This window comes from Candidatus Zixiibacteriota bacterium, assembly GCA_036397555.1.
In the GTDB taxonomy this organism is placed as follows: domain Bacteria; phylum Zixibacteria; class MSB-5A5; order WJJR01; family WJJR01; genus DATKYL01.
This window is the reverse complement of the sequence record DASWIS010000015.1, coordinates 65,034-90,901: the sequence shown is the minus strand read 5'-3', so window position 1 is coordinate 90,901 and position 25,868 is coordinate 65,034. Positions and strand designations below refer to the sequence as shown.

Below are 25,868 nucleotides of genomic sequence, written 5' to 3'. Positions count from 1 at the left end.
ATCGCGCGACGATATTAAGTCACTGTTCGATTCGGACTTGGCGCTCCTTCTCGGTCACCGTGTTCCGCACTTCGTGAGAACCACTTCCCCACTCTCTATGTATATATACCCTCGGGACAGGAAACAATTCCCACTTTTCATCGGACTTTGCCAATCGCCGGAATTATTCCTCCGGTTTCGACTCAACTTCATCGACCCCTTGGGGTTCTCCGGATTCGGATTCTGGCTCTGCTGGCAACGGCACTGCTTCGGGCACACCCGCCGCCTCGCCCAGTGACGTCCCGGCCGTGGTCGGATGCGCCGCGAGGAATTGCTCCAGCTCGGCGCGATCGCGTTCTTTGAAGTAGGCCTCGACCGACAGCACGATGCGTCGATTGGTCGGATCGAATTCGATAACCCGCAAATCCAATACGTCGTCGGCCTTGAACGCCGATTCCGGCTTGTCTAAATCTTTGACGCCCAACTGATTGAGCGGGACGAATCCTTCAACTTCATTATCGATGTCCACCACGACTCCGCGGTCGAGCATGCGCAGGATCTTGCCGTTCATCTCATTGCCGACACGGAACCGCTCGTGGTAGTTCGGCCACGGGTCTTCGAGGACTTGCTTGTGACCCAGCGAAATCTTGCGGTTTTCCGCGTCGATGTTCAGCACGACCACGTCGACCGAATCGCCCTTCTTGAGGATTTCAGAGGGATGCTGGACGCGGCGGGTCCAGGACAAATCGGAGATGTGCACCAGACCATCGATGCCTTCCTCCAACTCGACAAAGGCGCCGAAGGCGGTCAGATTGCGAACCTTGCCCTCGACACGGGTGCCGACCGGAAACTTGAGTTCGACCGCAGACCACGGATCGGGTTCGAGTTGTTTGATGCCCAGAGAGATCTTCTGGTGGTCTTTGTCGACATTCAAGACCATCGCTTCGATCGTGTCGCCGACCTGCATGTACTTGGAGGGATGCTTGACATGGTGCGTCCACGACATCTCGGAGATGTGAACGAGTCCCTCGACGCCCTTTTCCAATTCGACGAAGGCGCCGTAGTCGGTGATCGATACGACGCGTCCGGTGATGCGGCTCCCCGAAGGATACTTGGTGTCGACGTCGTCCCATGGGTATGGGGTCAGTTGCTTGAGGCCCAGCGAGATGCGCCCCGACTGGCCGTCATAGTCGAGTATTTTGACTTCGATGTCGTCACCGACCGCCACCAGTTCCGACGGGTGACGGATTCGTCCCCACGACATGTCGGTAATGTGCAGCAGTCCATCGACGCCGCCTAAGTCGATGAAGACGCCGAAGTCGGTGATGTTCTTGACCCGGCCACGGCGCAGTTGTCCGATCTGTATTTCCTCTAACAGCTTATCGCGCAGCTCATCACGTTCCGCTTCAAGTACGACGCGGCGGGAGACGACGATATTGCGACGATTCTTGTTGAGCTTGATGATCTTCATCGGCAGCGCCTGCCCGATCAGCGAATCGAAGTCGACGACCTGGCGCAGGCCGACCTGCGACCCCGGCAGGAAGGCCTCGACCCCGAACATGTCGACGACCAGACCGCCTTTGATGCGACGAACAATCTTGCCGTCCAAAACCGTGCCCCCCTCGTGGGCGGCGCGAATCTCATCCCAGACCCGCAGGAAATCGGCCTTGGACTTCGAGAGGACCAGTTGGCCTTCCTGGTCTTCGACGGCATCGAGGAAGACTTCGATCTCATCGCCGACTTTGATGTTGAGCGGTTCGCCGAACTGGCCGATGGGGATGACGCCTTCGGACTTAAAGCCGACATCGACGATCACTTCGTCGCGCCCGACCGCCTGCACCCGTCCCTTGACGACTTCGCCTTCCATGACATTGGCGATCGACTCCTGATAGAGCGTGTCCATGCGCGCGTCGTCTTCCGGGGTGAATTCGGCCTCTTCCCAGTCGGGGGCGTAGATTTCTTCGCGTTCCTCGACGACGACTGCGGTCTCGGAGGGCCGCTCGGCGCGTTTGACCGACTTGGTCTTGCGCACCGTGGCGGTGCGCGTCAGCCCCTCGGTCTTGACGTCGGTGACTTTCTTGCGCTTGCGACTGGTGGTCTCTTCGGCTTGCTCTTTCGGGGACTTTCTGGCGGATACAACGGATGTCGATTTGCTCTTCCTGGTGGTGGTTTCAGCGCGGCCGGTCTTGCCGCCTTTGGTCGTTTGTGGCACGATCAAACCTCCAACACACTCCAGCGTTCGCCCTGCGGGCGGCTCTTTCGGTATTTTCAGAAAAAGCCCTCCATTATGCCAAACCATAACCGTAACGCCAAGCGCTTTTTATACCGGTCGGGAATTGGCCGTCAGACCGGAGTCCCGGGACTCTCCAGCGCGTCGCGGCGGTCCCGATCCGGATCGTCGCTTAACAAGCAGATGCGTTCCATAATCAGGCGCGACAAGGCGCGGTATCCGGCCTTGTCATCGGAAAAGCCGCCCACTTCGCCGGCGGAGATCGGCGTTCCGAAGCGTACACACACTCGCCCCCATCGAAACGGGGCTTGGTGCATGCCCGATGTCTTCACAACGTACGCCGGGACAACCGGCACACCGGTTGTGCGGACCAATCGTCCGATGCCGGGACGCGGCGGCAGCATGCGCCCGGTGCGCGAACGTGTCCCTTCGGGGAAAGCCAGCACGGGGATGCCGCGTGCCAGCAAGCGATCGATATGCTCGACGGCCGCGCGATCGACGGTGCCGCGACGGATCGGACGGATGTTCCATGACCAGAAGAGCGCTCGTGCCAGCGGGTTTCCGAACAGTTCTTCTTTGGCCAGATAGCCGATCTCACGCGCACCCAGAGCAACACCGATCAGCGGCGGATCGAACCACGAACGATGATTGGAGCAGATCAGGCAGGGACCGCGCGGGACAAAGTCGCGCCCTTCGGAGCGCGGCCACCACACGATGTGATAGAATGCTGAAATCGTCGCACGGCAGAGGCGATACCAGAGGCGCATGATGTGTGACTCTACCCGGCCCCGGAAGAGAAGCGCTCCCGGCAGATGCCGACCACGGCATCGACCTGCTCGGCGACGGTCATGCCGGTCGTGTCGATGACGATCGCATCCTTGGCGCGGCGTAACGGACTGTGCGTGCGTTCGGAATCGGCGCGATCGCGCCGCGCCAGTTCGCGGGCCTCGCGCGCGACCGCGCCGTCATCGGTCGGTGCCTGCCGCTGTCGGAGACGGCGGTTAGCGCGCATGTTCAGGTCGGCGTCGAGATAAATTTTGACCTCGGCATCGGGACACACGACCGTGCCGGTGTCGCGTCCTTCGAGAACGACCTTCCCCAGCGCAGCCCGTTCCCGCTGCCAGCGCTGCATGTGTCGGCGCACTTCCAGATTGGCCGAAACGGGAGTCACGAGTTTGTCGGCCAGCGGCGTGCGAATCGCCTCGGTAATATCCTGATCACCATGGAACACGCGAACTCCGGCGGGATCGGTTTTCATTTTCAAATCCAGCGTCCCCAGCAATCGCCCGACTTGCGCCTCGTCGGACAGATCGGTGCCGAGTTGGTCGGCCAGCCACGCCGCCGCGCGATACATCGCGCCGGTGTCGATATAATCGAAACCGAGCCGTTGGGCGACCAGCCGCGCGGTCGTCGACTTTCCCGAACCGGCGGGGCCATCGACGGTCACCACCTGATGCCCGCTGCGCGGCGTCGTCATGGCCCATCACCGAATCGCGGCGCGCGCTTTTCCAAGAATGCCGCGATGCCTTCGGTGCTGTCCGGAGACCGGAAGTTGTCCAGTTGGGCTTTGCGTTCATACGCCGCCGTTTCGGCAAACGACTGATCGAGCGTCTCCCAGACACCTCGTTTGGCGCGCGCCAAAGCGTCGGCCGGCAACCCGGCCATCTGTCGGGCGACACCGAGCGTTTGCGCCCGCAATTCCTGCTGTGGCCAGACACGATTGACCAGACCGATCCGCGCTGCCTCGGCGGCATCGAAGGCGCGGCCGCTCAGAAACATTTCCAGCGTTCGCGCCGTGCCGATCAATCGCGTCAGCAAATAGGTCCCGCCCCATTCGGGGCCGATGCCCAGTCGCGCCAGCGGCGCGGCAAAATTGGCGGTGGGATCGCAGTACCGCAGGTCGCAGCCCAGCGCTATGAACAAGCCCGCGCCCTGCGCGGGACCGCTGATCATCGCGATCGTCGGCTGGGCGGCGTTGCGCAGCAGCCCGACAATTTCGCGTCCCTCATCGAGCAGACGCACAAATCCATCCTCGTCGCCGCGCTCTTTGAACTGCCGCAGCGCGTGGATGTCGCCGCCCGCGCAAAAAGCGCCATCGGCGCCGGTGATGATGATGACACGCACACCGCGGTCTGTTGTGGGCGACCGCAAGCGCTCCAGCAGCGACGACCGCATCGTCGCGCTCAACGCGTTGCGGCGCGCGGGACGGTCGATTGTGATGATCCCGATGCCTTCGGCGACCGACCAGTCGATGTGTCCGTCGGGATTCATCTCAGCAGCAAAGGTGACTTTGTCGCGACACGATGAATCGTGCCCCGACAATAACACGGCCGGGCGGCCTCGCGCGCACAGAGATGCCTCACTGCGTTCGGCATGACATTCATCATGGGATTCTCGGATTCCTCAGGACCGGACGGCCCGTTGCCGTTTCACGATTGCAAAGTTACGGCGCCTGCATGCCGCGTGTAGGGGCACGACGTGTCGTGCCCATCCCGCATCATCGGGCACGGCCCGCCGTGCCCCTACAGTTCATCCGTGCATGAAAGTTTGTACTCGCTATATCCCGTATCCTCCCGACACCTTGATATGAGAACCCGTGATGTATCCCGCCTCCGGCGACAGAAAATATCGCACTGCGCCGATGATGTCGGCGTCCTGACCCATGCGTCCGGCGGGGACCAGCTTCTTCAGGTTGCGCGGTTTCTCGACGGTGTTGTGGTGTACGCCGGGTGACACCACGTTGATGGTGATGCCGTGGCGCATGGCATCGACCGCCAGCGAATGCGAGAATGAGAGCATGGCTGTCTTCGCCGCCTGGTATGCGGCTACGCGCGGGTTGGCGTGCAACCGGTCGGCGAAGACGTAGCCGATGTTGACGATGCGTCCCGACTTGCGCTTTTGCATCGATTTGATCGCCAAAAGCGACAGACGCACCGCGACCGACAGGTTTGATTGGAACATCGACCGCAACGTGTCAGTCGTCATGCGCAAAACCGGGCCCGCCCAGTAATCGCCGACGTTGTTGATGAGCACATCCCAGCGTGCATATTCACGGACAAAGTCGGCGGCGACCCATTCGGCGGCGTCGATGTCGGTCAAGTCGGCGACCCAGCACTGCGCTTTGGCTCCGCGCTTTTTGCACGCGGCGATCACGCGCTTGGCATCGGCCTCGCTTTGGCGTGTGACGATGCCGACGTCGTAGCCGTCATCGGCCAGAGCGAGCGCGATGGCCCGGCCGATCCCTTTGGCGCCGCCGGTGACGAGCGCCGAGGGACGTTTTGTATCTCTTCTCATCAGACTCTATCTCTTCGCCTTGCCTCACGGCGACCCTCTCTCCCTCGGCTCCGCTCGGGACGTTCCGCCAGAGGGAGAGGGCGCAGGTGACGTGCACGCCAGGCGTCCTCGCCCGGCGTCAGACCTGCTCAAACAATATCGCCATGCCCATGCCGCCGGAGACGCACAGCGTCGCCAGGCCGTACTGCGAGTTCCGCCGCTTCATCTCGTGCAATAGCGTGGCCGTGATGCGTGCGCCGGTGCAGCCGATCGGATGTCCCAGCGCGATGGCGCCGCCGTTGACATTCGTTGTTGCCAGGTCAAATCGCAATTCCTGATGACAGGCCAAGACCTGTGCGGCGAACGCTTCATTCAATTCGATCAGGTCGATCTTACCGAGTCCAATGCCTGTCATTTTCTCCAACTGTCGCACTGCCGGCACCGGCCCGATTCCCATGATGCGCGCCTCAACCCCGACCACGCTGTAATCGACGATTCGCGCCATGGGTGTGACGTTCAAACGCCGCGCCGCATCTTCACTGAGGACAATGGCCGCCGCCGCGCCATCGGTGATCCCCGAAGAGTTCCCGGCGTGGACGGTGCCATCATCCTTGAAAACCGGCTCGAGTTTGGACAGCGCTGCGACGGTCGTATCGGGACGGACATGCTCATCGTAATCGAGTGCGACCTCTCCCCCCTTGCGATTATTCACCCGAATTGGAACGATCTCTTCTTTCAATCGTTCACGCGCATTTGCTGCGCGATGCTGCGATTCGGCTGCGTACTCGTCTTGCGATTGGCGCGTGATCTGATATTGTTCGGCGAGTGTCTCGGCGGTGCGTCCCATCAACTGGTCCGCAATCGGACACTGGAAACCGTCGCGGTACATCCCATCGACCAGTTCGCCGTGGCCGAGACGGTACCCCCAGCGCGCGCGCGGCAGGAAATACGGCGTGTTCGACATCGACTCGGTTCCGCCGACGAGATAGACATCGCCGCGCCCGAGCCGTACCTGATCGACCGCCAGCGCAATCGCCCGCAGTCCGGACGCACAGGCCTGATTGACAGTTGTCGCCGGGCTCTCCTGCGGCACACCGGCGCCGACCGCGATCTGTCGTGCCGGATTGGGACCGCACCCGGCCTGCCTTCCATGGCCGATGAATGTCTCGTTGACAGTCGCCGGCGGCACTCCGGATCGATCCAGCGCCGCCTGGGCCGCAATCGTCCCCAGTTCAACGGCGCTCAAATGCGACAGCATCCCGCCGAACTTCCCGATCGGCGTGCGCACCAGCCCGGCTATGTAGACATCGCCCATGAGATCACCCGCGTGTCACTTCAAAGTCGTGGGAGTATAGCAGATCAGTCACCAGAGCACAATTGGTGTCCGCTCACACCATGATGACCATCACCTGATAGGCAACTGACACTTTTCCGTCGTTTCTCTGAGACGTCGCGGGTCCCGCGCATGGTGCGCGGGACAGTCGGCACGCGGAGGCGGAATTGGACGACGGCAACAGTTACGGCGGATGGGGGGCAAACTGGCGTCACTGGTTCATCGCGCATCGGCATGACGCGCCGGTCCGCATGAGTCGTTCGCATCTGATCGAGCGGGCGGTGCGTCGGGCGGTCGGGCGGCTGGGACCGGGCGAACGGCAGGTGATCGAACGGTATTACTATCTTGGCCGCTCGTTTGACAGCATCGCAAAGGAAGACTTCCTCTCCATGGCGCGGGTGCGGGCGATGCATCGGCGCGCGCTGGGCCATCTGCGGCTGCTGCTCGCGCCGTTGGCGCAGTTCCTTTTCGGTGTCGGACAATCCGTCGATCCCGATTGCCCGATTTGCACGGCATCGTGGCGGCACGATGCCGAAGAGATTCTCGACGAAAAGACGGCGGAGATGACATGGGGGCAGATGGCGGCGCGCCTCGAACGCGCGGTCGGCTGGCGTCCCGGTTCGCCGCAGACACTGATCGGCCACCAAAGGCATCATCGCCGCTTCACAATCCTGCCATTGTCGCCTGACGAAACTGACGCATCAGACGAGGAGGTAATCCATGACCGTGACAATTGATCGCACCCGGCGGCAGCACGCGCTTAAAGTGTTCGTTTCGACCGAGATGAAAACGCGTCTGGTGGCGCTGGCCGAGTCGCTGGACCGGCCATTGGCGGATGTCTGCCGCGCATTGATGTGGGCGGGGCTGCCGATTCTCGAGGGGGTGCAGCACGCGCAGAATCGCGGTGCGGATTGGTGGATCAAGCGCACGCGCGGAGACCAGGAGGGGACGATCGAGGAGACGGTATAGGCGGTCATCATGTGCACGGGAATGTTTGTAGACCTGGAGATTCCTCACCCCGAATCCCACTCGCCGGAGGCGAGTGGGATTCGGGGATTCGGAATGACGTGTGTGTATTTTGGCCTAATTGACGGAGGAGTTCGGAGTGACACGAAGCTCTTGAGCACGGTGGGCTCAGCCCGCCATGCCCGCCACAGCGGGTCGCGTACCCCATTGCGGATCTTCGACACACCCGCTGATTGTGTCATCGTGTCTAATGCCCGTGTTTCTCGCCGGCGGCAAGTCGCAACAGATGCGGCAACATCGGGCGCAATGTTTCCAATGCATCGATCACCGCGCCGGCCGATCCGGGCAGCGCGATGATGATCGTGCCGCGACGCTGGCCGACCAGCAGCCGCGACAACGGCGCGGTCGGGACTTTGGTTCGCGCATCGGCTGATATCGCCGAGGCAATGGCGGGATACTCGCGATTCAACAGGGGTAAGACCGATTCGGGCGTGACATCATCCGGAGTCGGGCCGGTGCCGCCGGTGAAGATCAGAAGCGACACCGGGGTGACATCGCAATGACTGATGACTGACTTTTGGATGATCAGCCGCTGATCGGGGACAACATCGAGACCGTGCACCTCGATTCCAAGTGCCACGAGCCCATCGCGCAGGATCGGGCCGGAGCGGTCTTCGGCCAAGCCGGAGGCGCAGCGTGTCGAGACCGTCACGATGCGGGCGGTCGCTGTCAAATGATCGGAGTCGTGCAATCGTGTCCTCGCCTGGCGTAACGTGCCGAATGTACAAGACGAGCGCCGCCGATGCATCGCATTTGCTGAAGGCCGATAAACCGCTACGACGGTTCGGTTTGCCGGTGCCGATGCCGATTGACAAAGTGTGAGGACGGATTATCTTATGTCCGGGGCGCCGGCCCCCTTTTGGGGATGGCGATACTGTCCACGGCAGTGCTTACCCCACCAGCCCCGGTCCCTCACCGGAATGATGTTGTTGGCAACGCACGCCATGCTCGAGGTATCGACTTGAGACGCGCACTTCTCAGGGTCATTCTGACCGGCCTGTGTGCGGCGATGCTGCCGTCGACCTCGTGGTCGGCGGCACAGCCGTATGTCCGCACGCGGGTTGAGCCGATCATTTCGGATTGGTCATGGAGCGTCATTGCGGCAACGGCGGTCGAGGGACGCGCCAGGGTATGGGTGTTTTTCACTGACAAAGGGTATTACGACACGCGCGGCTTCACTGCCGCAAAAGCCCAACACAATGTGGCACTGACCCTGCGCGCCGAAGCGCGCCGTGCGAAAGTGGGCATGGCTTCGGTCAGGCACCGTGACATCCCGGTGCGGCAGGTGTACCTCGATCGGCTCGTGGATCGGGGCGCGGAAATGCTGTATGCCTCGAAGTGGCTCAATGCGGCGGCGGTTGAAGTCGATGTCGCGCGATTGGACGAGATCGCAGCGCAGCCGTTCGTCGTCCAGATTCGTCCCTCGATCACCCATACCCGCGAAAAAGTCGAGGAGCCACCCGGACTCCATCGTGCCACGCCCGGGGAGCCGCTCGCCGATGCGATGGCATTGGACTATGGCGCATCCGCCGCGCAGATCGAGCAGATCAATGTGCATCTGGCGCACATCGCCGGGTATGCGGGGCAGGGAGTGCTGATTTGCATGCTGGATACCGGCTATCGCAAGAGCCACGCGGCCTTCGCCGACCTTTTCGCCGACGGGCGTATGCTCGCCGAATGGGATTTTATCTTCGACGACGGCGAGACGCAGGACGAGGCGGAGGATCAGGCCGGAGCGCACAATCACGGGACCTACACATGGTCCTCGTGCGGCGGCGCGCAGAGCGGGCAGCTCTACGGCCCGGCCTATGAGGCCGACTTCCTCCTCGCCAAGACCGAGGACATTCGCAGCGAGACCCAGATCGAAGAGTTCTACTGGGTCGCCGCGTTAGAATGGGCCGATTCGATCGGCGCGAGCGTCATCTCCTCGTCGCTGAGCTACTCGGACTGGTATGTCGCGTCGAACTACAACGGCGATTTCTGCGTGACGACGATCGCGGCCGACATGGCCGCGGAAAACAACATTCTCGTGTGCAATGCGGCCGGCAACGCCGGGCCGAACCCCGCGACATTGGGCGCACCCGCAGACGCCGATTCGATCCTGACGGTCGGCGCGGTCAACGCGTCGAATGACATCGCCGGATTCTCCTCGCGCGGCCCGACATACGACGGACGGATCAAGCCCGAAGTCTGCGCGCTGGGCGTTTCGACCGTCTGCGCCAGCGCGGCCAATGACGCCAGCTACACTACCAAAACCGGAACGTCGTTGTCCACTCCCCTGGTCGCCGGCGCGGTGGCGGTGGTCATGTCGGCGCATCCGGAGTGGACCGCGATGCAGGTGCGTGAGGCGTTGATGCAGACCGCCAGCAACGGCACGGCCCCGAACAACTCCTACGGCTGGGGCGTCATCGATGTCTGGGCGGCGATCAATTACAACCCGTGCGGCGCACCCGGCGTACCCGAAGAACCGGTGACATCCGAACCGCAGCCGTGTCCCGGTGCGGTCTATGTCGTGTCTTGGCCGCCGGCGACCGCCGCGACCGAATACGAGTTGTATGAGGACTCGCTGCTGGTGTACACCGGACCCGACACGGCATTCGATCTGAGCCACGTCGATGGGTCCCGGGCTTACTATGTTCTCGCCCGCAACGATTGCGGCGAACAATCGGGGCCATTGGGCGCCGTCACGGTCGTCATCTCCGAATGCGTCTGCCATGCCGATCCGGTCTGCGACGGCGTGATCAACGTTTTTGATGTGGTGGCTGTCGTCAATGAGGCGTTTCGCAATGGCGCGCCGCTGCTCGATCCCGGCTGTCCTCACATCAGCCGGTCGGACTCCGACTGCGACTGCGTCGTCAATGTCTTCGATGTCGTGCGCGCGGTCGACGTCGCGTTTCGCAACGGCGACGCCGAGGCGTTGTTCTGCAAGGCCTGCGAGCAGCCCTGCCTGTGAGACTTCCGGCATCAGACCTGATCGGAGTTCTTTGCTGCACGGGACCATTCAGCCCAAGGGCTGACCGGCACGGGAGTTACGCGCGGTCGGCGTTGCACCGCGAGCAGAAGTTATCCGTCAGGGGGTTCTTGCGTCCGCACTGGCAGGTCCAGAAGACATTGTCGACAGCCGTCGCGGATCGTTGCGCTTCTTCCATGGTTTCGGGAGACACGCGAAGCCAATCGGGTGTGTTGGCGTAGTCATTCCTGTTTCGGGACTCACCGGGGGCGGTCATTCGCAGGATATCGGGCACATCATCGTGAGGCAGCCCGGCCGAGGCGAAATCCACCGGCGCCAGATCGCCAGACGGGAAGTCAGCGGACGCTGCCGACGACGGCAAAACGGCCGGTGAGATTCCCGGCGCGGCTCGAAACGCCCGCTTGGGCACTCGCAGCGGGCGTGTCTCGGGGTGCCGTACCCGGAGCAACCCGACCAGCATGAACAGACCGATCCCGCCGGCAATCCACCACCAGGTGGGGATGGGGCGCGACATATAGACGGGCGTGCGCGGCTGGCCCGCGTAGCTCAGCGATGCGATGAGCGGTTTGAACTGGCTTTCCCATGCCCCGAAAGTCGACGGGGAGGTGGCGCAACGCACCGCGAAGATCGCCTGTCCGTTGCCCGTTCGCAGGATGAAGCCCCGGACCCAGTTGGACAGCGGGCCGCGCTCGGGGTCGACGCTGGTGTAGATCATCTCGAATGCGACGCGGTCGTCGCGCGCCTCGATGCGCGCGTCGGTCAGATTCAGCGGCGAGCCGGTTCCGGCGGCGATCTGGGCGATGCGTTCGGCGATCGCATCGCGCCGTTCGGCGAAATCGGACGCGCTGGTAATCAGTTCGTCATTCTCCAAACGGTGATAAATCAACACGGCGGCCGCGGTGCCTTCGTCGATGACGAACGCACCCAACGCGGCATGCAGCGGCAGGTTTTTACGAAACTCCCATGACGCGTCGGGGCGTGAGAACGATACCCCCGCGTGCGGATCGGAAAACGTATTTCCGTCAAGGCCGGCGTGTGACACCGCTGGTGTCAGCGGCACGGCAACCGCCATCAGAGCCGCGACTCTGAGACCGAATCGAATCATTGACACTCCCCGCACCTGTCAAAATCGCCCTGTAGACTGTATCGACCCGGTTTTCGACGGGATGCAGAGCGATCGCGCAGCGGCACTGTGCGAAATCTGACCAACTGTGGGGATGGCCCAACAGGGTGCGGCGCCCATCGTCACCAGCGACGCAGGCGAAACTCCGGGTTGGCCGTTTGACTGATTTCCGGACGGATCAACCAGAGGGCCAGCGCCAGAGCCATGACTGCATCGAGATGGGCGTTGTCGTCCCAGCCGAATTCGCGCAGTTCGTCGGTCAGCGTCCAGATCTCGCCATGTTCATCGGCCATTTCGATGTGGGGCAGGGCGACCATTCCGTGCGCGAACTGTTGCTGGAGATTGGCGATCAATTCCGCTTTGGCGCGCCCGCCGCGTTCGCCGAAGTTGAACCCCTCGGCGCGAATGTCGACCAGTTCCGCCAGCACGACATCACCCAACCCGGTGGCGTCGATGAGGACGCGCCCGCCGTATCGCCGGTGACGCTGACGAATGGCCGCATAGACCGCGGGCCATGGGCGATGCTGGAATCGCTCGAAGGCGACCACTTGTGCCGGGCGTTGCGAGATGTCGAGCGTGACGCCGACGGTCCAGGTGCGCTTGCGCGCGAGGTCCCAGCCGTGGACGTACGCGCGGCCGCGAATCGGCTCGGACAGTCCGCTCGAATGCGACAGCGCGCGTTGGATCTCGTCTTCGCGGAGCACTTCATTGCCCAATTCGACAAAGCGCCCCTCGATGTTTTGCGCGCGCCGCTGCGGGGAGAGCCGCGCAATCGTCTTGTCCAGAAACGCGGCCGGCAGGTGGGGATTGTCGCGGGAGTCGCCACGTTGCACGTATCCCTGATCGGGATGCGCCGCCAGTTGGAGCGACTTGCGGTAAAACCAGTTTCGTCCGCGCGGCGTTGAGATGTAATCGATCTGCCCGGCACGGTCCAGGACTCGCGTCATCAACACTTCCTCGACGACATAGTCGGGATGCAATTCGAATGCCGCTTCGTCGAATGTCACAAAGTCGTAGTCGTGCCCCAGCAGAAACTCGCCGCGCCGTTGTGACGAACGCGCCCACAGCACCGAACCGTTGCTCAGACGCAGCATCGGAAACGGCGTGCGCAGCAGATCGGCGATCAGATGTGACGACCACGGCAGGCGTTGCAACAGGCGGACGGTCTCATTGAAGATGATCCGCGCCTGATCGAGGGTGATCGAGACATTGAGCGCGACATAGCGGCCGTTGCGGTCGTAGCGGGGATTGCGGATTTGAAAGAGGAGACGGTGTGCACATTTGATCGCGGCGGCCAGCGACTTGCCCCAGCGATTGCCGGCGTGCAGGAGATTTTCGGAGCGGATCGAATGGCGCAGCCAACATGCCTGTGCCGCGTGCGGCTCAATACCGAGGAAGTATGTGGCAAAGTAGACCGGGTCGGCTACCGCGCGACGCCAGGTGTCACGATCGGGAGGGCATTCGGCCGTGAACGGCGCATCCATGCGCCGGAGAGCAGTACACACAACGTCGGGTCACCGACTCAGTTCGCGGCGGCGGCGATGTCGATGCCGAGCCGTCGCCGGGCCTGATCGGTCGTCAGAAGACCCGCTTCCATCTGGCGGATGACGATGTCGCTTTCGATGCGGTCGGCCTCGAAGCGTTCGCGCCGGTCGAACTCCAGACGGTTGTCGAAGACATGATGCACGGCGGCATCGATTCCCGCCAGCGCCAGCTCGATCCCGGCGATCCATTCGAGAAACCGCGATGCCGATCGTTGGATGCCGAGAATCTGTCGTCCGATCATCTCGAACTTGAAGCGCGCCCACGATTGGGTGGTGCCGTAGGAGTAGCCGAGCATGAACGGCGCCAAATTGCACCCGGCAATGACATCCTCGACCATCGCGCGATGATTGAGATACCAGTTGTGCGAGGCGGAGATCTGCCCGGACGGTCCGATGTGGCCGATCTCGACGTCGTCCCAGGTGATGGGATTGTCATCGACATCGAAATCGCGCAGGGCCCGCGCGGTCGCATCGAAGTAGGCATTGGCGCGCGAGGCATAGTCGGAATCGGATTCGGCGGGCGACTGCACCGGCGGCTTGACTTTCACATGCAGACGGTGGTAGCCGATGTTGTGCATCCCCTTCTGCATGTCACGCACCAGTTCCTGCTCGACGCGCGCGACAAACCCGACCGCGGAGAGCAGCGAACGCCCCTGCAGGTGCCCCGCATCGGCATCGAAGGGCTGATAGTAGATCGCATCGCTGTCGAGCGCGATGCGGCCGGAGGTGCCGTCGCGTTGGAAGAGATGACGTTGCCCCGATTTGTCGGAATCGAATTCGAGCGTGGCCGTGTCGATGAACTCGAAGCGATCCAGCCCACGTTGCGAGGGCAGGATTGTGAGTTCCCCGGCGACCGCGCCATCGGTAAAGAGCGTGTCGAAGTATTGGACCAACAGCGCATCGATGCCGCCGAAACGTACGAGCCGTTCGGGATACAGCCGTTTGTCGAGCGCATCGAGTACGCGCAACGCCTTCTCCCTCGTCTCGGATGCCGCATCGCCCGCAATCTCAAAGTGGTGCGGCGCGGCTGCGAGACGGGTCCATGTCCAGATCGCCGACTTGAGAATGGGGACATTGTCGCGCAGGAATCGGTGCAGACGGACCGCCAACGAGCGTTCGGTCATGGTCCCGGCAACAAAGCTCCACTCGGAACTCGCCAGATCGGGCCGTCGCGAGCGCGGCTTGGTCGACCACCCCGAGCCGATCCGTGGCGGCGTCATCTGAGTCACGCTTTTTGTGCCGGTGTCATCGCCGCTGGGTCTTAACAACTTCCTCCACCACTTCTTCTGATCGCTCATGGGCAAGTCCCTCTACCCAACCCGGCGACGGCGGATCACCCCCGGAGTGGGGACGGAGGGGTGATTTCGGCACTATCTTCTTGCCGGCTGGGGGCGACTTTGTTACGAACTGTGTTGCTGTGCAGCGAGAAAAGGTATTGACCGGGCGTAAGCTTCCCCGTCAAGTAGACAGTTCAAAAGTAAGAGAGTTCGGCGGTTTTGGTTTGACGGAAGACTGCCAGCGGCAGCCCACCCGATCAGTCATGCGGACGCTTCTCATTGTAACGGACAATCCAATCCCGCATGATCTCCCGCACCTGATCTAAGTCCACGGACAGCTGGGATATCAGTTCCGATACGTTATCGCAACGGATGGCCTAGGGATGTGAGTCCGGTCGAGTTCGAGATACAGATCGTGACCAAAACCCACCAACAGGGTGTCAACGAAATTATTACCGACCAGAATCTCTGTTACGTGACCCGCATTGAATTTATCGAATCGGGTCAAGTGCATGTCGCTTACAGGTTTACTGGTCTGAATAAACGATGGTCCATCCGAGACTGTCTAGCTCCTGGTTTGTTAAAACGTATCTACCCAGGAGACTATCTGGGTCCAGTTCTGAATAAGGCACTCCCTCCCCAGGGCGCACCCTCCGTTCAAAGTAGCTGTAGTCGAAGAACATCAGAGTTAATCCTGGCAACTCTTTCAGTTGTACCGTGTTACCTATGTACGCCCGTGAGTGAGGATTGACGTATCCATCTGCCACTGAGAAAACGACAGAGCTATCAGGGTAGTGCAAGTTCAGGAATGTCATCAGCTTACGCCCACTCTGATTACGCAACAGCAGATCGTTGAAAGTCGGCTCCATCGTAATGGGGCATCCCCATAGAAGCGCTCACAGAATCGAAATCAATACCCTGGTCATCGTACCTCTCATGCGAGCCTCATTAGTACTTGTTCTACGTGTGCCTCGCTGGCGCGTTGGGCGGGTGGCCCACGGCCCTGGGGCGTGTTGAAAAAGCCCAATTTGATGTCACCCCGAGCCCTTCGGGCGAGGGGTCTCGATGCGCGCGTGGCCGCCGACAACGCGTTGGAGATTCCTCGCTTCGCTCGGAATGACCCGAATGATTATTTCCATGAAACTCGATGATGTGGGTTCCGATGGGTTTTACAACACTCCCCTCCGCTGTGGGGAAGTGTCCTCACGGTTCGAGCGATCCCATCGCCCTCATAAAGAGGACCGCCGGCAAGCTGTAGGGCAACAATTCCACCCGACCGTCCGTCCAAGGGTCGAAGATCCCGCAAAGCGGGGCTGACCGGAACAAGCACAGCTACCACCCCAGCACATACGCGAAGATCAGCGGGGCGACGATGCTGGCGTCGGATTCGATCACAGTTGTAACTTATGTGTGGATGAAACACGGAGCGGCATTCATCCTCGCCAATGAGCTTGCAGGCCGTCAATGAGTGAAGAACCCCAAAGTGTTTTGCCGAGCTTCCTGATTCTTGCGGTGATTGCCGTGGCAGCCGCTTGCGTAACCATTGCTCGCGGCGGGATTCGCGGTGACGCTGTTGCCCTGCGAAAGACTGCCCGCATGGCGGTGCTGACGACGATTCTTCAGGCGGGACACTTTCTCGAGGAAGCAACCACCGGACTTAACCTCCGCCTTCCCGAACTTTTCGGCGCCGCGCCGTTGACAATGGAATTCTTCGTCACGGTCAACGTTGTCGCGCTTGTGATTTGGCTTGTATCGGCCTGGGCGTTGGCGCGAGGGTCATCGGGGGTTCTCTTCCCGCTCTGGTTCCTCGGTGTCGCCTGCGTCGCCAACGCCGTCATCCATCCTGCACTCTCAGCGGCCACCGGCGGCTACTTCCCCGGATTGATTACTTCTCCCGTCGTCGGCGCAGCCGGGTTCTTTCTGCTGCGCAGTCTTGCTCGGATCACCCAACGAAGCGGGCCTGTTAGCGGCGACTCATGAGCGGCTGGCGGCGGGTGGTCCCAGAGGAAAACATCTCAGGGTGGATGTGCCCTACCACCCCAGCACGTACGCGAAGATCAACGGCGCGACGATGCTGGCGTCGGATTCGATCATGTGTCTGGGGGTGTCGATCCCGAGTTTTTCCCACGTAATCTTTTCGTTGGGGATTGCGCCGGAGTAGGAGCCGTAGCTGGTGGTCGAATCGCTGATCTGGCAGAAGTAGCCCCAGAGGGGTGTGTCGGCGCGCTGCAAATCCTGCCTCAGCATCGGCACGACACAGATCGGGAAATCGCCGGCGATGCCGCCGCCGATCTGGAAGAAACCGATCGAGTGTCTGGCGCTGGTCATCGTGTACCAGTCGGCGAGCGCGGTCATGTATTCGATTCCGGTACGGACTGTGTGCACGTTCTTGATGTCGCCGGACATGACGTGCCCGGCATACATGTTGCCGAGCGTGGAGTCTTCCCAGCCGGGGACGAAGATCGGCAGCTCCTTTTGCATCGCGGCGTAGAGCCAACTGTCTTTCTTGTCGATCTGAAAGCTCTGCTCCAGTTCAGAATGACGCAGAATCTTCCAGAAGAACTCGTGCGGAAAGAGTCGCTCGCCGCTTTTGTCGGCCTGTGTCCACTCGCGCAGAATCGCGCCCTCGATGCGACGCATCGCTTCATGTTCGGGGATGCAGGTATCGGTGACGCGGTTCAGATTGCGGTCGAGCAAGACCTGCTCGTCCGCGGGCCGCAGGTCGCGCCACTCGGGAACGCGGACGTAGAAATCGTGGGCGACGAGATTGAATGCGTCCTCTTCGAGATTCGCGCCGGTGCAGACGATGCCATGAACTTTGTCGCGGCGAATCATCTCGGCCAATGAAATCCCCAGCTCGGCGGTGCTCATGGCCCCGGCGAGCGTGACCAGCATCTGGCCGCCATTGTCCAAATGCCGGTTCCAGGCGTCGGCCGCGGCCACGACCGCCGCGGCATTGAAGTGTCGAAAGTGATGCTGCATGAACTGTGCAATCGGTCCCATTCCATCTCCCGTTATGGCGCGCGAAGCCGAACCACCGCTGCGGTGAATCCACAAAGATAGGATTGCCATGTCCCATCGGCAACCCTCAACAGGTGTTGCCAAATCGGGAGATTGGGGTAGATTGGGCCGTGCAGCCCCGAGAGTGGGCTTACTTGTCCGTAGGATGATCCGTTCCGCAAGCTGTCCGGCATGAAGGTCGATAAGAAGAAGCGTGGTGCGCGGCGACGCGACAGGGGCGTGCGCTCACCATATGAACAGTCTGGGAGGTCGCCGTGCGCCGTCTCACGCTCACTTTTGGAATCGCCTTAGTCCTGCTCATTGCGATTGTCTTGCTTACACCACGGCCGGGTGACAGACCGCCGGAGGGCTATTATGCCCGCATTGCCCACTTTATGGAGCACAATCGCGGCAAAGTGCCCAAGGCCGAGCGCCGTCCCAGCGACTGGTTTTATGTCCAGCGCGCCTACCCGCAAATCGATATCCCGATGAAGGAGTATGTCGCGGCGCTGGAAACGGCGCGCGCCAAGCGGGCCGACCGTTCGTTGGAGAAAGATCTCGATACACTCACTTGGTCAGAGGCGGGCCCGACCAACATTCCCGGACGCATTACCGATATCGCCGTGCACCCCTTGGAGCCGGAAGTGATCTATGCCGCCAGCGCCGCCGGGGGCGTCTTTAAGTCGACGAACTTCGGCACATCGTGGTCGGCGGTCTTTGATGATGCAGGCACGCAGTCGATCGGCGCGATCGCGATCCATCCCGACAACCCCGATATCCTCTATGTCGGAACCGGCGAAGCGAACGGCGCCAATGACACCTACGACGGCACCGGCGTCTACAAGTCCATCGATGCCGGAGCGACCTGGAACTTCGTCGGTCTGCCGGAGAGTTACCGCATCGGGCGCATTGTCATCGATCCGGACCGTCCCGACACCATCTTTGTCGCGGTGCAGGGAAAGCTCTTCGGGACCAATCCGGAGCGCGGCGTCTACCGTTCGCAAGACGGCGGCCAGAGCTGGGAGCACCTGCTGTTCGTCAACGATTCGACGGGCTGCATTGACATCGCCTTGCATCCGACCGGTGTCATCCTCGCGGCGACCTGGGAATGCTGGCGCAATCCGGTGGAACGGCGCGTGGGCGGTTTCGGCAGCGGCATTTGGCACTCCGGTAACTTCGGAGATTCCTGGACGTTGCTGGATGGAGCGGGCTTCCCCGGAAACGGCCTGCCGTTGTCCTCGTCGACGGTCGGCCGCATCGGCGTCACCATCGACCCGTTCTCGAATCACGCGTACGCGACCTACTGCGACCATCCGGGCGGTATGATCGGCCTGTTCCACAGCACGGATCTGGGGTTTACCTGGGCGCAGACCAACGACGGAGCCATACTCAGCTCGCTGGGCGGATTCGGCTGGTATTTCGGTCAGGTGCGCGTTGCACCCGGCAGCCCGACGGTCGTCTACTCGCTGGGGGTGACGATGTACAAGTCGATCGACGAGGGTGCCAACTGGTTTGCCGCCGATGCCGGAACGCATGTCGACCATCATGCCCTGTACATCGATCCGACGGACATCGACAATCTGTACAACGGCTGCGACGGCGGCGTCAACTATTCCGACAACGGCGGTTCTTCATTTGCAAACCTCGCCAACATGCCCAACACGCAGTATTACGCGATCGGCATCGACCATCTCAACCCGCACCGGCTGTATGGCGGCACGCAGGACAACGGCACGATGCGGACATTGGGCGGATCATTGAACGACTGGACCGTGATCAACGGCGGCGACGGGTTTTATGTGCTGGTCGACTATACCGACGCCAACAAGATCTACGCCGAATATCAGAACGGCGTGTTCCGCCGCTCGACGAACGGCGGACTGACGTTCATGACGGCCACCAGCGGCATGAACTACAGCGGCGAGCGTCACAACTGGAACACACCGTTCGCCATGGACCCGGTCGATCCGCTGATCCTCTACTACGGCTCCAACATTCTCTACCAGACGACCAACGGCGCGGTGAATTGGACTGCGATCAGCGGCGATCTGACCGACGGTCCCGGCGGCGGCAACCTCGCCTTCGGCACGATCACGACCATCGATGTCTCTCCGGCCAATACCGATGTCATCTGGGTCGGCACCGACGATGCCAATGTCTGGGTGACGCAGGACGGCGGCGACAACTGGGCGCAGGTCAATGCCGGGCTGCCGAATCGCTGGGTGACGCGCGTCGCGCCCGACCCGCACGGCGCAGCGATCGCGTACGTGACGTTTTCCGGATATAAGGATGGAAGCTATCTGCCCCACATCTTTCGCACGGTGGATTACGGGCAGAACTGGGACGACATCACCGGCGATCTGGGGGATGTGCCGATCAACGACGTCATCGTCGATCCGGATCTGGATTCGACGCTGTATCTCGGCAGTGACGTCGGGGTCTACTACTCCGAGGACCTCGGCGCCGGATGGCTGCCGCTGGGCACCGGCATGCCGATCACGCCGGTGCACGACCTCGCCTACGACGACAGCACGCGCACACTGGTTGCGGGCACGCACGGGCGGTCGATGTTCAAGCTGACGCTTCCCTCGGGGCCGACGTGCACGTGCCCCTGCCACACCGACCCGCAGTGCGATAGCGTCACCAATGTCTTCGATGTCGTCAAAGCAGTCGATGTCGGATTCCGCAGCGCGCCGCCGGTCTTCGATCTCGGATGTCCGCGCGAGCAGACCGATGCCAACTGCGACGGCGTTACGAATGTCTTCGACGTGGTGGCGTTTGTGGAGGTGGCATTCCGCAGCGGCGACCCGGCGACTGTCTTTTGTGATCCGTGCGGGATTTGAGTCCCCAACGTAAGGGGTCCAGTCGCACCGCGAGTTCCACATTGACGCGGAGCACCCGATACAGGACTGCGCCATCGATGGCAATCGGGCTCGCTCTACGACTCACCGCTCGTCAAAGAAAAACAAGACCGTGTCGGTCGATGCGATACGGTGCGCATCGGCCGATCGCGGCACCATCGCCCCGTTGACTTTGTAGAGCCAGTATCCGCCGTCACCATTGCGACGGGGGCCGATGCGTTCGACCAATGTGCCGAACGGATACTCCCTGACCTCAAGTGGAATCCCGGCGCTGTCGGTTGCCATCCGTAGCCACTGCAACGCCGGTATTGAATCGTCAACCCACGACGGGAATGTGTCGGCAGAATCCGCTGCGTATTCCACGAGCAGAACACCGGGGGCCAGGGCGATCGGCTCCGTTCTGGCGGCGATGTCTGACTGTCCGCCGCCATTGCAGCCGTGCAGCAACAGCACGACCGGCAACGCAGTGACGGCGCGTGACCGCAAGACCGTCCCGATGCTCACTGTGCGCATCCCCACAGAAGTCCGCTGCCGTTTCGGAACGCCACATCGACCATCGCGACGACGTCGAAGACATTCACGACACAATCCGCGTTGACATCGGCCACGCCTGGTCGTTCGGGAAGATCGCCGGCACGAAACGCAATTTCGACGGCGGCGACGACGTCGAATACGTTGATGATGCTGTCGGCGACGATGTCGCCGGGAATCCGGTTTGTGACATGGACAGCCGCGACCGGCCCATCGCCGACATTCCATGAATCGACCGCCGTTCCCGACTGATCGTGCTCGAGCAGCACGTCGGCGCCGAAACACAGCGCCGTAACGCCGCCTTCCAGACGCGGCACGACATACAACACGCCGATGGCCGACAACTGCGGGTTCGCCGAACTGTGGATGACCACGCGCGTGTCGGCATCGTAGACGTAGATTTCACCGCCGGCGACAAACCCGCCCGCCGCCAGGTAGCCGCGCTTGTCCGGTCCGATCACCAGTTCCGAGGGAAAACCGCCGGTCGGCATCGAGTCGAGCACGGTTTCGGTGACGGTATCGAGCACATAGACGACGCCGAAGCGGTCGAAGAAGTTTCCGGTGCAGGCGGTGTGGATCGTGCCATCAGAAGCCATGGCCACAGATTGCGGGTTGGTTCCGACGGCGATCGTGTTGGAAACGCTCTGCAGTGTCCAATCGACAACCGACACGGTGCCGGAATCATACTCGAACGTGCCGTAATCAAACCCGGTATTCGCAACCCACACCCGTTGGCCGTGCGCCAGCATCCCCTGCGGCGACAAGCCCACAGCGACGCGCCATAATGTGTCGCCGCTATTGGGATTGAGAAACAACACGCTGTTGCTGAGCACCATCGATACCGCGCACAGCGTGTCGTTGACGACGCAGACGTCCCAGGGATTGTCGCCGGCCGGGAAATCGACGGTCCGGACGACGGAGAAATCTGCCGGGTCGATCACCCATAGGTCATCGGACACCGAATTGACAACGAGCAGATTGGCCCCGTGCCTTCGCACGCGGTTGGGAACCGTGCCGAGCGTCATGACATTGACCGCGACCGAATCACCCGCGCGGTCGACGAGCGTCAGCGTTTCGCCCAGTCCATCGACGACATACAGCCGGTCGACATCGTCGATGCCATACGTGTTCACCGCCGACATCATCGCGGCCAGGAGCGCCGCTGTCAGGCGGCCGACCATCAATCTCCCGCATGCACCACTCATCGTTCCCATCATTGCATCCTCACAGTCCGACCGTCACGCCGAGCGTCCAGGTGCGTCCCGGCGACGGATAACCGGGCAGCGGCTCGAGTCGTTCATTTGTCAGATTGTCGATGCGGGCACGCGCGACGACCGTGGGCACGCGCCGCCGCAGATCGACGGCGGCGAGCACATCGAACGACCGTTCGGCGGGCAGCCACTTGGAATTGAAGCGCAGGATCGCGCGCCGCCCCGTCCAAAGCCCATGCCCTTCGAGCGCGACTCGGCCAAGGACACCCCGTATTGAGGCGTGGTGAACATGGCGCGGCGTGAACACCAGTTCCTTGTCCGAATAGTTGCGGTCGCCGCTCTTGTCATAGGAGCCATTGACGCTGTGCGCGTATTCGAGGGAGATCATATCGCGCAGGATCGACAGCCGCGCGTGATCTTCGCGTCCGATGATCAGCGCGCGGTCGACATTGATCGGCGTGTAACGCGCCGGAACGCCGCGTTTGTCCCAGACGATGATGTCGCGCACGTCGCGTTCGAAGTAGCGTGTGTCGACGGACAGCGGGCCGCGCGACCAACCGCCGCCGATGTTCCACTCCGCCGCTCGCTCCGGTCTGAGGCCGGGATTGCCGACCGTCCACGCGTCGGCCTTCCAGTGCAGAGCGGTCAGCAGCGGGCGGCGAAACGATTCGCCCCAGCCGCCGCGAATCTGAACACCGGCGACGGGCGCCAGCGAGAGCGATATGCCCGACGTGACGACCGGCGGGGCATCATCGGAGAAATCGCCCGCGCCGCGCAGCGCCGCCGACAGTTCGCCCAGAAACGTGTGCCGCGACACATGGACCCCGCCGCGAACGGCGCCCTCCGTTCTCGCGTGTGAACCGAATGACAACGCCGGGCGCAAGTGGTTGACTCCATGCAGCGACCGATGCCGCACTTCGCCTGAGAGGTCGACGGGTATCGGGAGCAGTCGCGGCTCGAGTGCAACGCGCGATCCGAGAAACCGTTCGCGGAGAGTTGCGTGCTCCGGAATGCCGCGCGTGGCGGGCGCAAACTCATACTCCTCGCGCGTCGATTCCCACCAGAACCCGGCGGATACACGCTGCACCAGCGGCGCCTGACTCTCCCAAACACTCTGGATGCGCGTGCGACGGTCCGCATTGGTCGCCCCCGGTGTGGCGTTTTCCAATTCGCCGGGCGCATCATGATCGGCATCGTAGTGAAAGGCCGCCAATCGCAGCGCGGATCGCTCCCCGATGCCGACATGCGTGAATCCACGGACAACATCACGACGGATATCGTTGCGAACGGCGGTCGAATCTCCGGATGGATACTCAAACCGGGGACCGTGCTTCAGACGCTCGGCCGTGACCGCCGCGTCGATCCCGGATGCATCCCACCGCACCGTCATCGATTCGCCGTCGGATTCATCCTCGCCCCGAATCGCAGAGATTTGGAGCCGCGGCAGTGTGGCCGTCTCGCGGGTGATGAAGTTTACGGAACCGCCGACACCGGCATCACCGACCACCGCGGACTGCGCTCCCGGCCGGACTTCAATCGCCGCGATGGCCTCCGGAGAGATTGTGGAAACGTCGACCGAACCATCCGGTCCGCCTGACAACGGCAGACCATCGAGGAGAATCGCAACGCGGTGCGGCGGCTCACCGCCGACACTGACGCGAATGCCTCCGGGCGTTTCCGCCGTGCCGTACGCGCGCACGCCGGGGATCGTCTGGAGCATATCCGCGAGCGTTCGTGCCGTCGACTTCTGCATCCGTGTCGGCTCGATGCGACGCACAACATCAGGATGTGTGCGTACGCCCTCGACCTGGATCGGCGGCAGGATGACCGGCGGTCCAAGCGAAACCGGATTGTCAACGGATGCGACCGGCAGGAGAAGCGACGAATCGCGGCTGTTCGCAGTCGCAATCGGATGCGCGGCGGCGACAGCGATCGCGACGCGATTGGAGTCCGCGCTGTCGGCGTGTGCCGCGCGCGGTGCCGCCGGGGCGGCACACAGTGTGAGAAACAAGGCGGACGCGTATGCGGGCGCAGTCATCGGTCCCTCGACCAGTCAGACCGACCGCAACGTCCTCGATGCCGGGGAAATGGTGGACGCGGACCGAAAAAAACCCGGTCCGCGGAGACCGGGGATGCATGCCGCACATCCCGAGCCCTCCCGCGAAGGCGTCGACAATGTTGGCGGTCAGTCGACCGCTTATGCATCCGGCCCGGTCTTCTGGCTCTGCGGCTTCAAACCTGCGGCGGCGCCTTCCCGAGAAGTATTCTCAGTGGACAGGTCCCGCAATCACGGGACCGCCGCCTTCGTAGCCGCTGACAGCAGCGGGGCTGCGACGGATTCTCACCGTCTTCCCGGCGGATTTCGCAATCCCACCGGATGCCGTCACAGTCATAATGCTTTCGCACTCAGTTGTCAAGCATCCGGCGTGGGCACAACGGTTAACGCGTCCGTGGCCACTGAGATCATCTCACGCAATGAGACGTCCGGGCACTTGTGCGGCGCAGCAGAAGATTTGTCGGCACACGTGCAATCGCATCGCGACGGTTGCGGTTTTTGATTGCAATCGGGTCTTGACTCGCATATATTCGCACACTGTCGTCATTACGTTACGTTTTTGCGGGGGATTTGGATGCCGAAAGCAGGACGCAAACGTCGCACCGACCCGCCCGCACGACCCGGGCTCGTTTTCTTCAGCGACATCGACGGAACGATCCTCGATTATTACAGCTACTCGTTCGAGCCCGCGCAGGCGGCGGTTCGCGAGTTAAAACGCCGCAATGTCCCGCTCGTGCTGGTGTCCAGTAAAACGAGCGCGGAAATTCGTCACATCCAGAAGCTTTTGGGACTGGAGGCGCCGTTTATCTCCGAGCACGGCGGCGCGATCTTCTGGCCCAAATCGGTCATTGCCGAGTGTCCGCGCGGCGCGACCGAGCGCAACGGCTGCTGGGTCAGGGAGCTGGGAACATCATACGACAAAGTGCGCAAGCATTTCATCGACTACCGTTTATCGGCGGGCGTGAAACTGGAAGGATTCGGCGATTGGACGCCGCAGCAGATTTCCCGCGAAGCGAACATGCCGTTGGCGGCGGCGATGCTCGCCAAGAAGCGCGAATACGATGAGCCGTTTCTGTTTAATCCGCGCCTGTCCGATTCGGAAATCGACAGGCACGTCAGCGCGATCTGCAGCAACGGCTGGAACATATTGCCCGGCCTGCGATTCTTCCATCTGACCGGAAAGGCCGACAGGAGCAAGGCGGTGCGCGAGTTAGTCCGCTGGTATCAGAGCGTGGAACCGGCCAAGCCGCACACCATCGCCTTCGGCGACAGCCCGAACGACTGGGCGATGATGCAGGAGTGTGAGATTGCCGTCGCCGTGAAGCGTCCCGATGGCAAGTACCATGCCGACTTGCGCGCTCACAAGGGCATCCGGCTCGCCGGCGCGCCCGGCCCGGAAGGGTTCAACCGCATGGCCCTGCGTCTGATGAAGCAGATGTTGTAAGCCGCGTCG

General features: G+C 62.0%; 20 protein-coding genes, 1 pseudogene and 1 riboswitch. Of the genes and pseudogenes, 6 read left to right on the top strand and 15 right to left on the bottom strand.

All coding sequences use genetic code 11. The features are described 5' to 3' along the window. Window positions 1–163: 163 nt before the first annotated feature. From rpsA to VGB22_06185, 6 genes are all read right to left on the bottom strand, one after another. The gene (gene rpsA, locus VGB22_06210) at window positions 164–2,191 is read right to left on the bottom strand and encodes a 30S ribosomal protein S1 (GenBank protein ID HEX9750860.1); all 2,028 of its coding nucleotides are present in this window, start codon (window positions 2,189–2,191) and stop codon (window positions 164–166) included. Window positions 2,192–2,322: 131 nt separating this feature from the next. Continuing rightward, a complete protein-coding gene (locus tag VGB22_06205; GenBank protein ID HEX9750859.1) occupies window positions 2,323–2,976 on the bottom strand; it encodes a lysophospholipid acyltransferase family protein in 654 nt (217 codons plus the stop codon). An 11-nt stretch (window positions 2,977–2,987) separates the two neighbouring features. Then, a complete protein-coding gene (gene cmk / locus VGB22_06200; protein HEX9750858.1) occupies window positions 2,988–3,686 on the bottom strand; it encodes a (d)CMP kinase in 699 nt (232 codons plus the stop codon). Then, window positions 3,683–4,537, bottom strand: a complete 855-nt coding sequence (locus tag VGB22_06195) for an enoyl-CoA hydratase-related protein (GenBank protein HEX9750857.1) — start codon at window positions 4,535–4,537, stop codon at window positions 3,683–3,685. The genes cmk and VGB22_06195 overlap by 4 nt, the downstream gene beginning before the upstream one ends. Before the next feature lie 228 nt (window positions 4,538–4,765). Next, a complete protein-coding gene (locus VGB22_06190) occupies window positions 4,766–5,503 on the bottom strand; it encodes an SDR family NAD(P)-dependent oxidoreductase (GenBank protein ID HEX9750856.1) in 738 nt (245 codons plus the stop codon). 118 nt (window positions 5,504–5,621) lie between these two features. Then, entirely contained in the window at window positions 5,622–6,797 is a 1,176-nt protein-coding gene (locus tag VGB22_06185; protein ID HEX9750855.1) for a thiolase family protein, read from the bottom strand. 185 nt (window positions 6,798–6,982) lie between these two features. On the opposite strand from VGB22_06185, the gene VGB22_06180 reads away from it, so the two are divergent. After that, the gene (locus tag VGB22_06180) at window positions 6,983–7,552 is read left to right on the top strand and encodes a sigma factor-like helix-turn-helix DNA-binding protein (protein HEX9750854.1); all 570 of its coding nucleotides are present in this window, start codon (window positions 6,983–6,985) and stop codon (window positions 7,550–7,552) included. After that, on the top strand, window positions 7,536–7,784 hold the full coding sequence (locus VGB22_06175; protein HEX9750853.1) for a hypothetical protein: 249 nt from the start codon (window positions 7,536–7,538) through the stop codon (window positions 7,782–7,784). The genes VGB22_06180 and VGB22_06175 overlap by 17 nt, the downstream gene beginning before the upstream one ends. A gap of 244 nt (window positions 7,785–8,028) precedes the next feature. On the opposite strand, the gene VGB22_06170 is transcribed toward VGB22_06175, so the two are convergent. Then, the gene (locus VGB22_06170) at window positions 8,029–8,532 is read right to left on the bottom strand and encodes a MogA/MoaB family molybdenum cofactor biosynthesis protein (GenBank protein HEX9750852.1); all 504 of its coding nucleotides are present in this window, start codon (window positions 8,530–8,532) and stop codon (window positions 8,029–8,031) included. Window positions 8,533–8,802: 270 nt separating this feature from the next. Here VGB22_06170 and VGB22_06165 point away from each other — a divergent pair, with 270 nt between their 5' ends. Further along, window positions 8,803–10,794 (top strand): S8 family serine peptidase, encoded by a 1,992-nt coding sequence (locus VGB22_06165; protein HEX9750851.1) that lies wholly within the window; start codon window positions 8,803–8,805, stop codon window positions 10,792–10,794. A gap of 76 nt (window positions 10,795–10,870) precedes the next feature. Here the strand turns inward: VGB22_06165 and VGB22_06160 are convergent, their stop codons facing one another. From VGB22_06160 to VGB22_06145, 4 genes and pseudogenes are all read right to left on the bottom strand, one after another. Beyond that, window positions 10,871–11,917, bottom strand: a complete 1,047-nt coding sequence (locus VGB22_06160) for a hypothetical protein (protein HEX9750850.1) — start codon at window positions 11,915–11,917, stop codon at window positions 10,871–10,873. A gap of 140 nt (window positions 11,918–12,057) precedes the next feature. Next, complete coding sequence (locus tag VGB22_06155; protein ID HEX9750849.1) at window positions 12,058–13,419, bottom strand: terminase family protein; 1,362 nt, start codon at window positions 13,417–13,419, stop codon at window positions 12,058–12,060. 38 nt (window positions 13,420–13,457) lie between these two features. Next, a complete protein-coding gene (locus VGB22_06150) occupies window positions 13,458–14,777 on the bottom strand; it encodes a hypothetical protein (GenBank protein ID HEX9750848.1) in 1,320 nt (439 codons plus the stop codon). A gap of 239 nt (window positions 14,778–15,016) precedes the next feature. Next, a pseudogene (locus VGB22_06145) lies at window positions 15,017–15,130 on the bottom strand (integrase core domain-containing protein). 1,090 nt (window positions 15,131–16,220) lie between these two features. Here VGB22_06145 and VGB22_06140 point away from each other — a divergent pair. Next, window positions 16,221–16,736 carry an HXXEE domain-containing protein gene (locus VGB22_06140; GenBank protein HEX9750847.1) on the top strand — a complete coding sequence of 172 codons (516 nt, stop codon included), beginning with the start codon at window positions 16,221–16,223 and terminating at the stop codon, window positions 16,734–16,736. A 51-nt stretch (window positions 16,737–16,787) separates the two neighbouring features. On the opposite strand, the gene VGB22_06135 is transcribed toward VGB22_06140, so the two are convergent. Continuing rightward, window positions 16,788–17,759, bottom strand: a complete 972-nt coding sequence (locus VGB22_06135) for a deoxyhypusine synthase family protein (GenBank protein HEX9750846.1) — start codon at window positions 17,757–17,759, stop codon at window positions 16,788–16,790. Window positions 17,760–18,031: 272 nt separating this feature from the next. On the opposite strand from VGB22_06135, the gene VGB22_06130 reads away from it, so the two are divergent. Then, the gene (locus VGB22_06130; GenBank protein ID HEX9750845.1) at window positions 18,032–20,599 is read left to right on the top strand and encodes a hypothetical protein; all 2,568 of its coding nucleotides are present in this window, start codon (window positions 18,032–18,034) and stop codon (window positions 20,597–20,599) included. A 102-nt stretch (window positions 20,600–20,701) separates the two neighbouring features. Here VGB22_06130 and VGB22_06125 read toward each other — a convergent pair whose 3' ends face one another. From VGB22_06125 to VGB22_06115, 3 genes are read right to left on the bottom strand one after another with little or no spacing between them, the layout of a single operon-like run. Then, window positions 20,702–21,121: a DUF4430 domain-containing protein gene (locus tag VGB22_06125; GenBank protein HEX9750844.1), complete on the bottom strand. Its 420-nt coding sequence runs from the start codon at window positions 21,119–21,121 to the stop codon at window positions 20,702–20,704. Then, window positions 21,118–22,329 carry a hypothetical protein gene (locus VGB22_06120; GenBank protein ID HEX9750843.1) on the bottom strand — a complete coding sequence of 404 codons (1,212 nt, stop codon included), beginning with the start codon at window positions 22,327–22,329 and terminating at the stop codon, window positions 21,118–21,120. The genes VGB22_06125 and VGB22_06120 overlap by 4 nt, the downstream gene beginning before the upstream one ends. A gap of 43 nt (window positions 22,330–22,372) precedes the next feature. Continuing rightward, the gene (locus VGB22_06115; GenBank protein HEX9750842.1) at window positions 22,373–24,397 is read right to left on the bottom strand and encodes a TonB-dependent receptor; all 2,025 of its coding nucleotides are present in this window, start codon (window positions 24,395–24,397) and stop codon (window positions 22,373–22,375) included. 151 nt (window positions 24,398–24,548) lie between these two features. Continuing rightward, a riboswitch (cobalamin riboswitch) is annotated at window positions 24,549–24,752 on the bottom strand. A gap of 237 nt (window positions 24,753–24,989) precedes the next feature. Between VGB22_06115 and VGB22_06110 the strand changes: the two genes are divergently transcribed. Continuing rightward, on the top strand, window positions 24,990–25,859 hold the full coding sequence (locus VGB22_06110) for an HAD-IIB family hydrolase (GenBank protein HEX9750841.1): 870 nt from the start codon (window positions 24,990–24,992) through the stop codon (window positions 25,857–25,859). The last annotated feature ends 9 nt before the right edge of the window (window positions 25,860–25,868 follow it).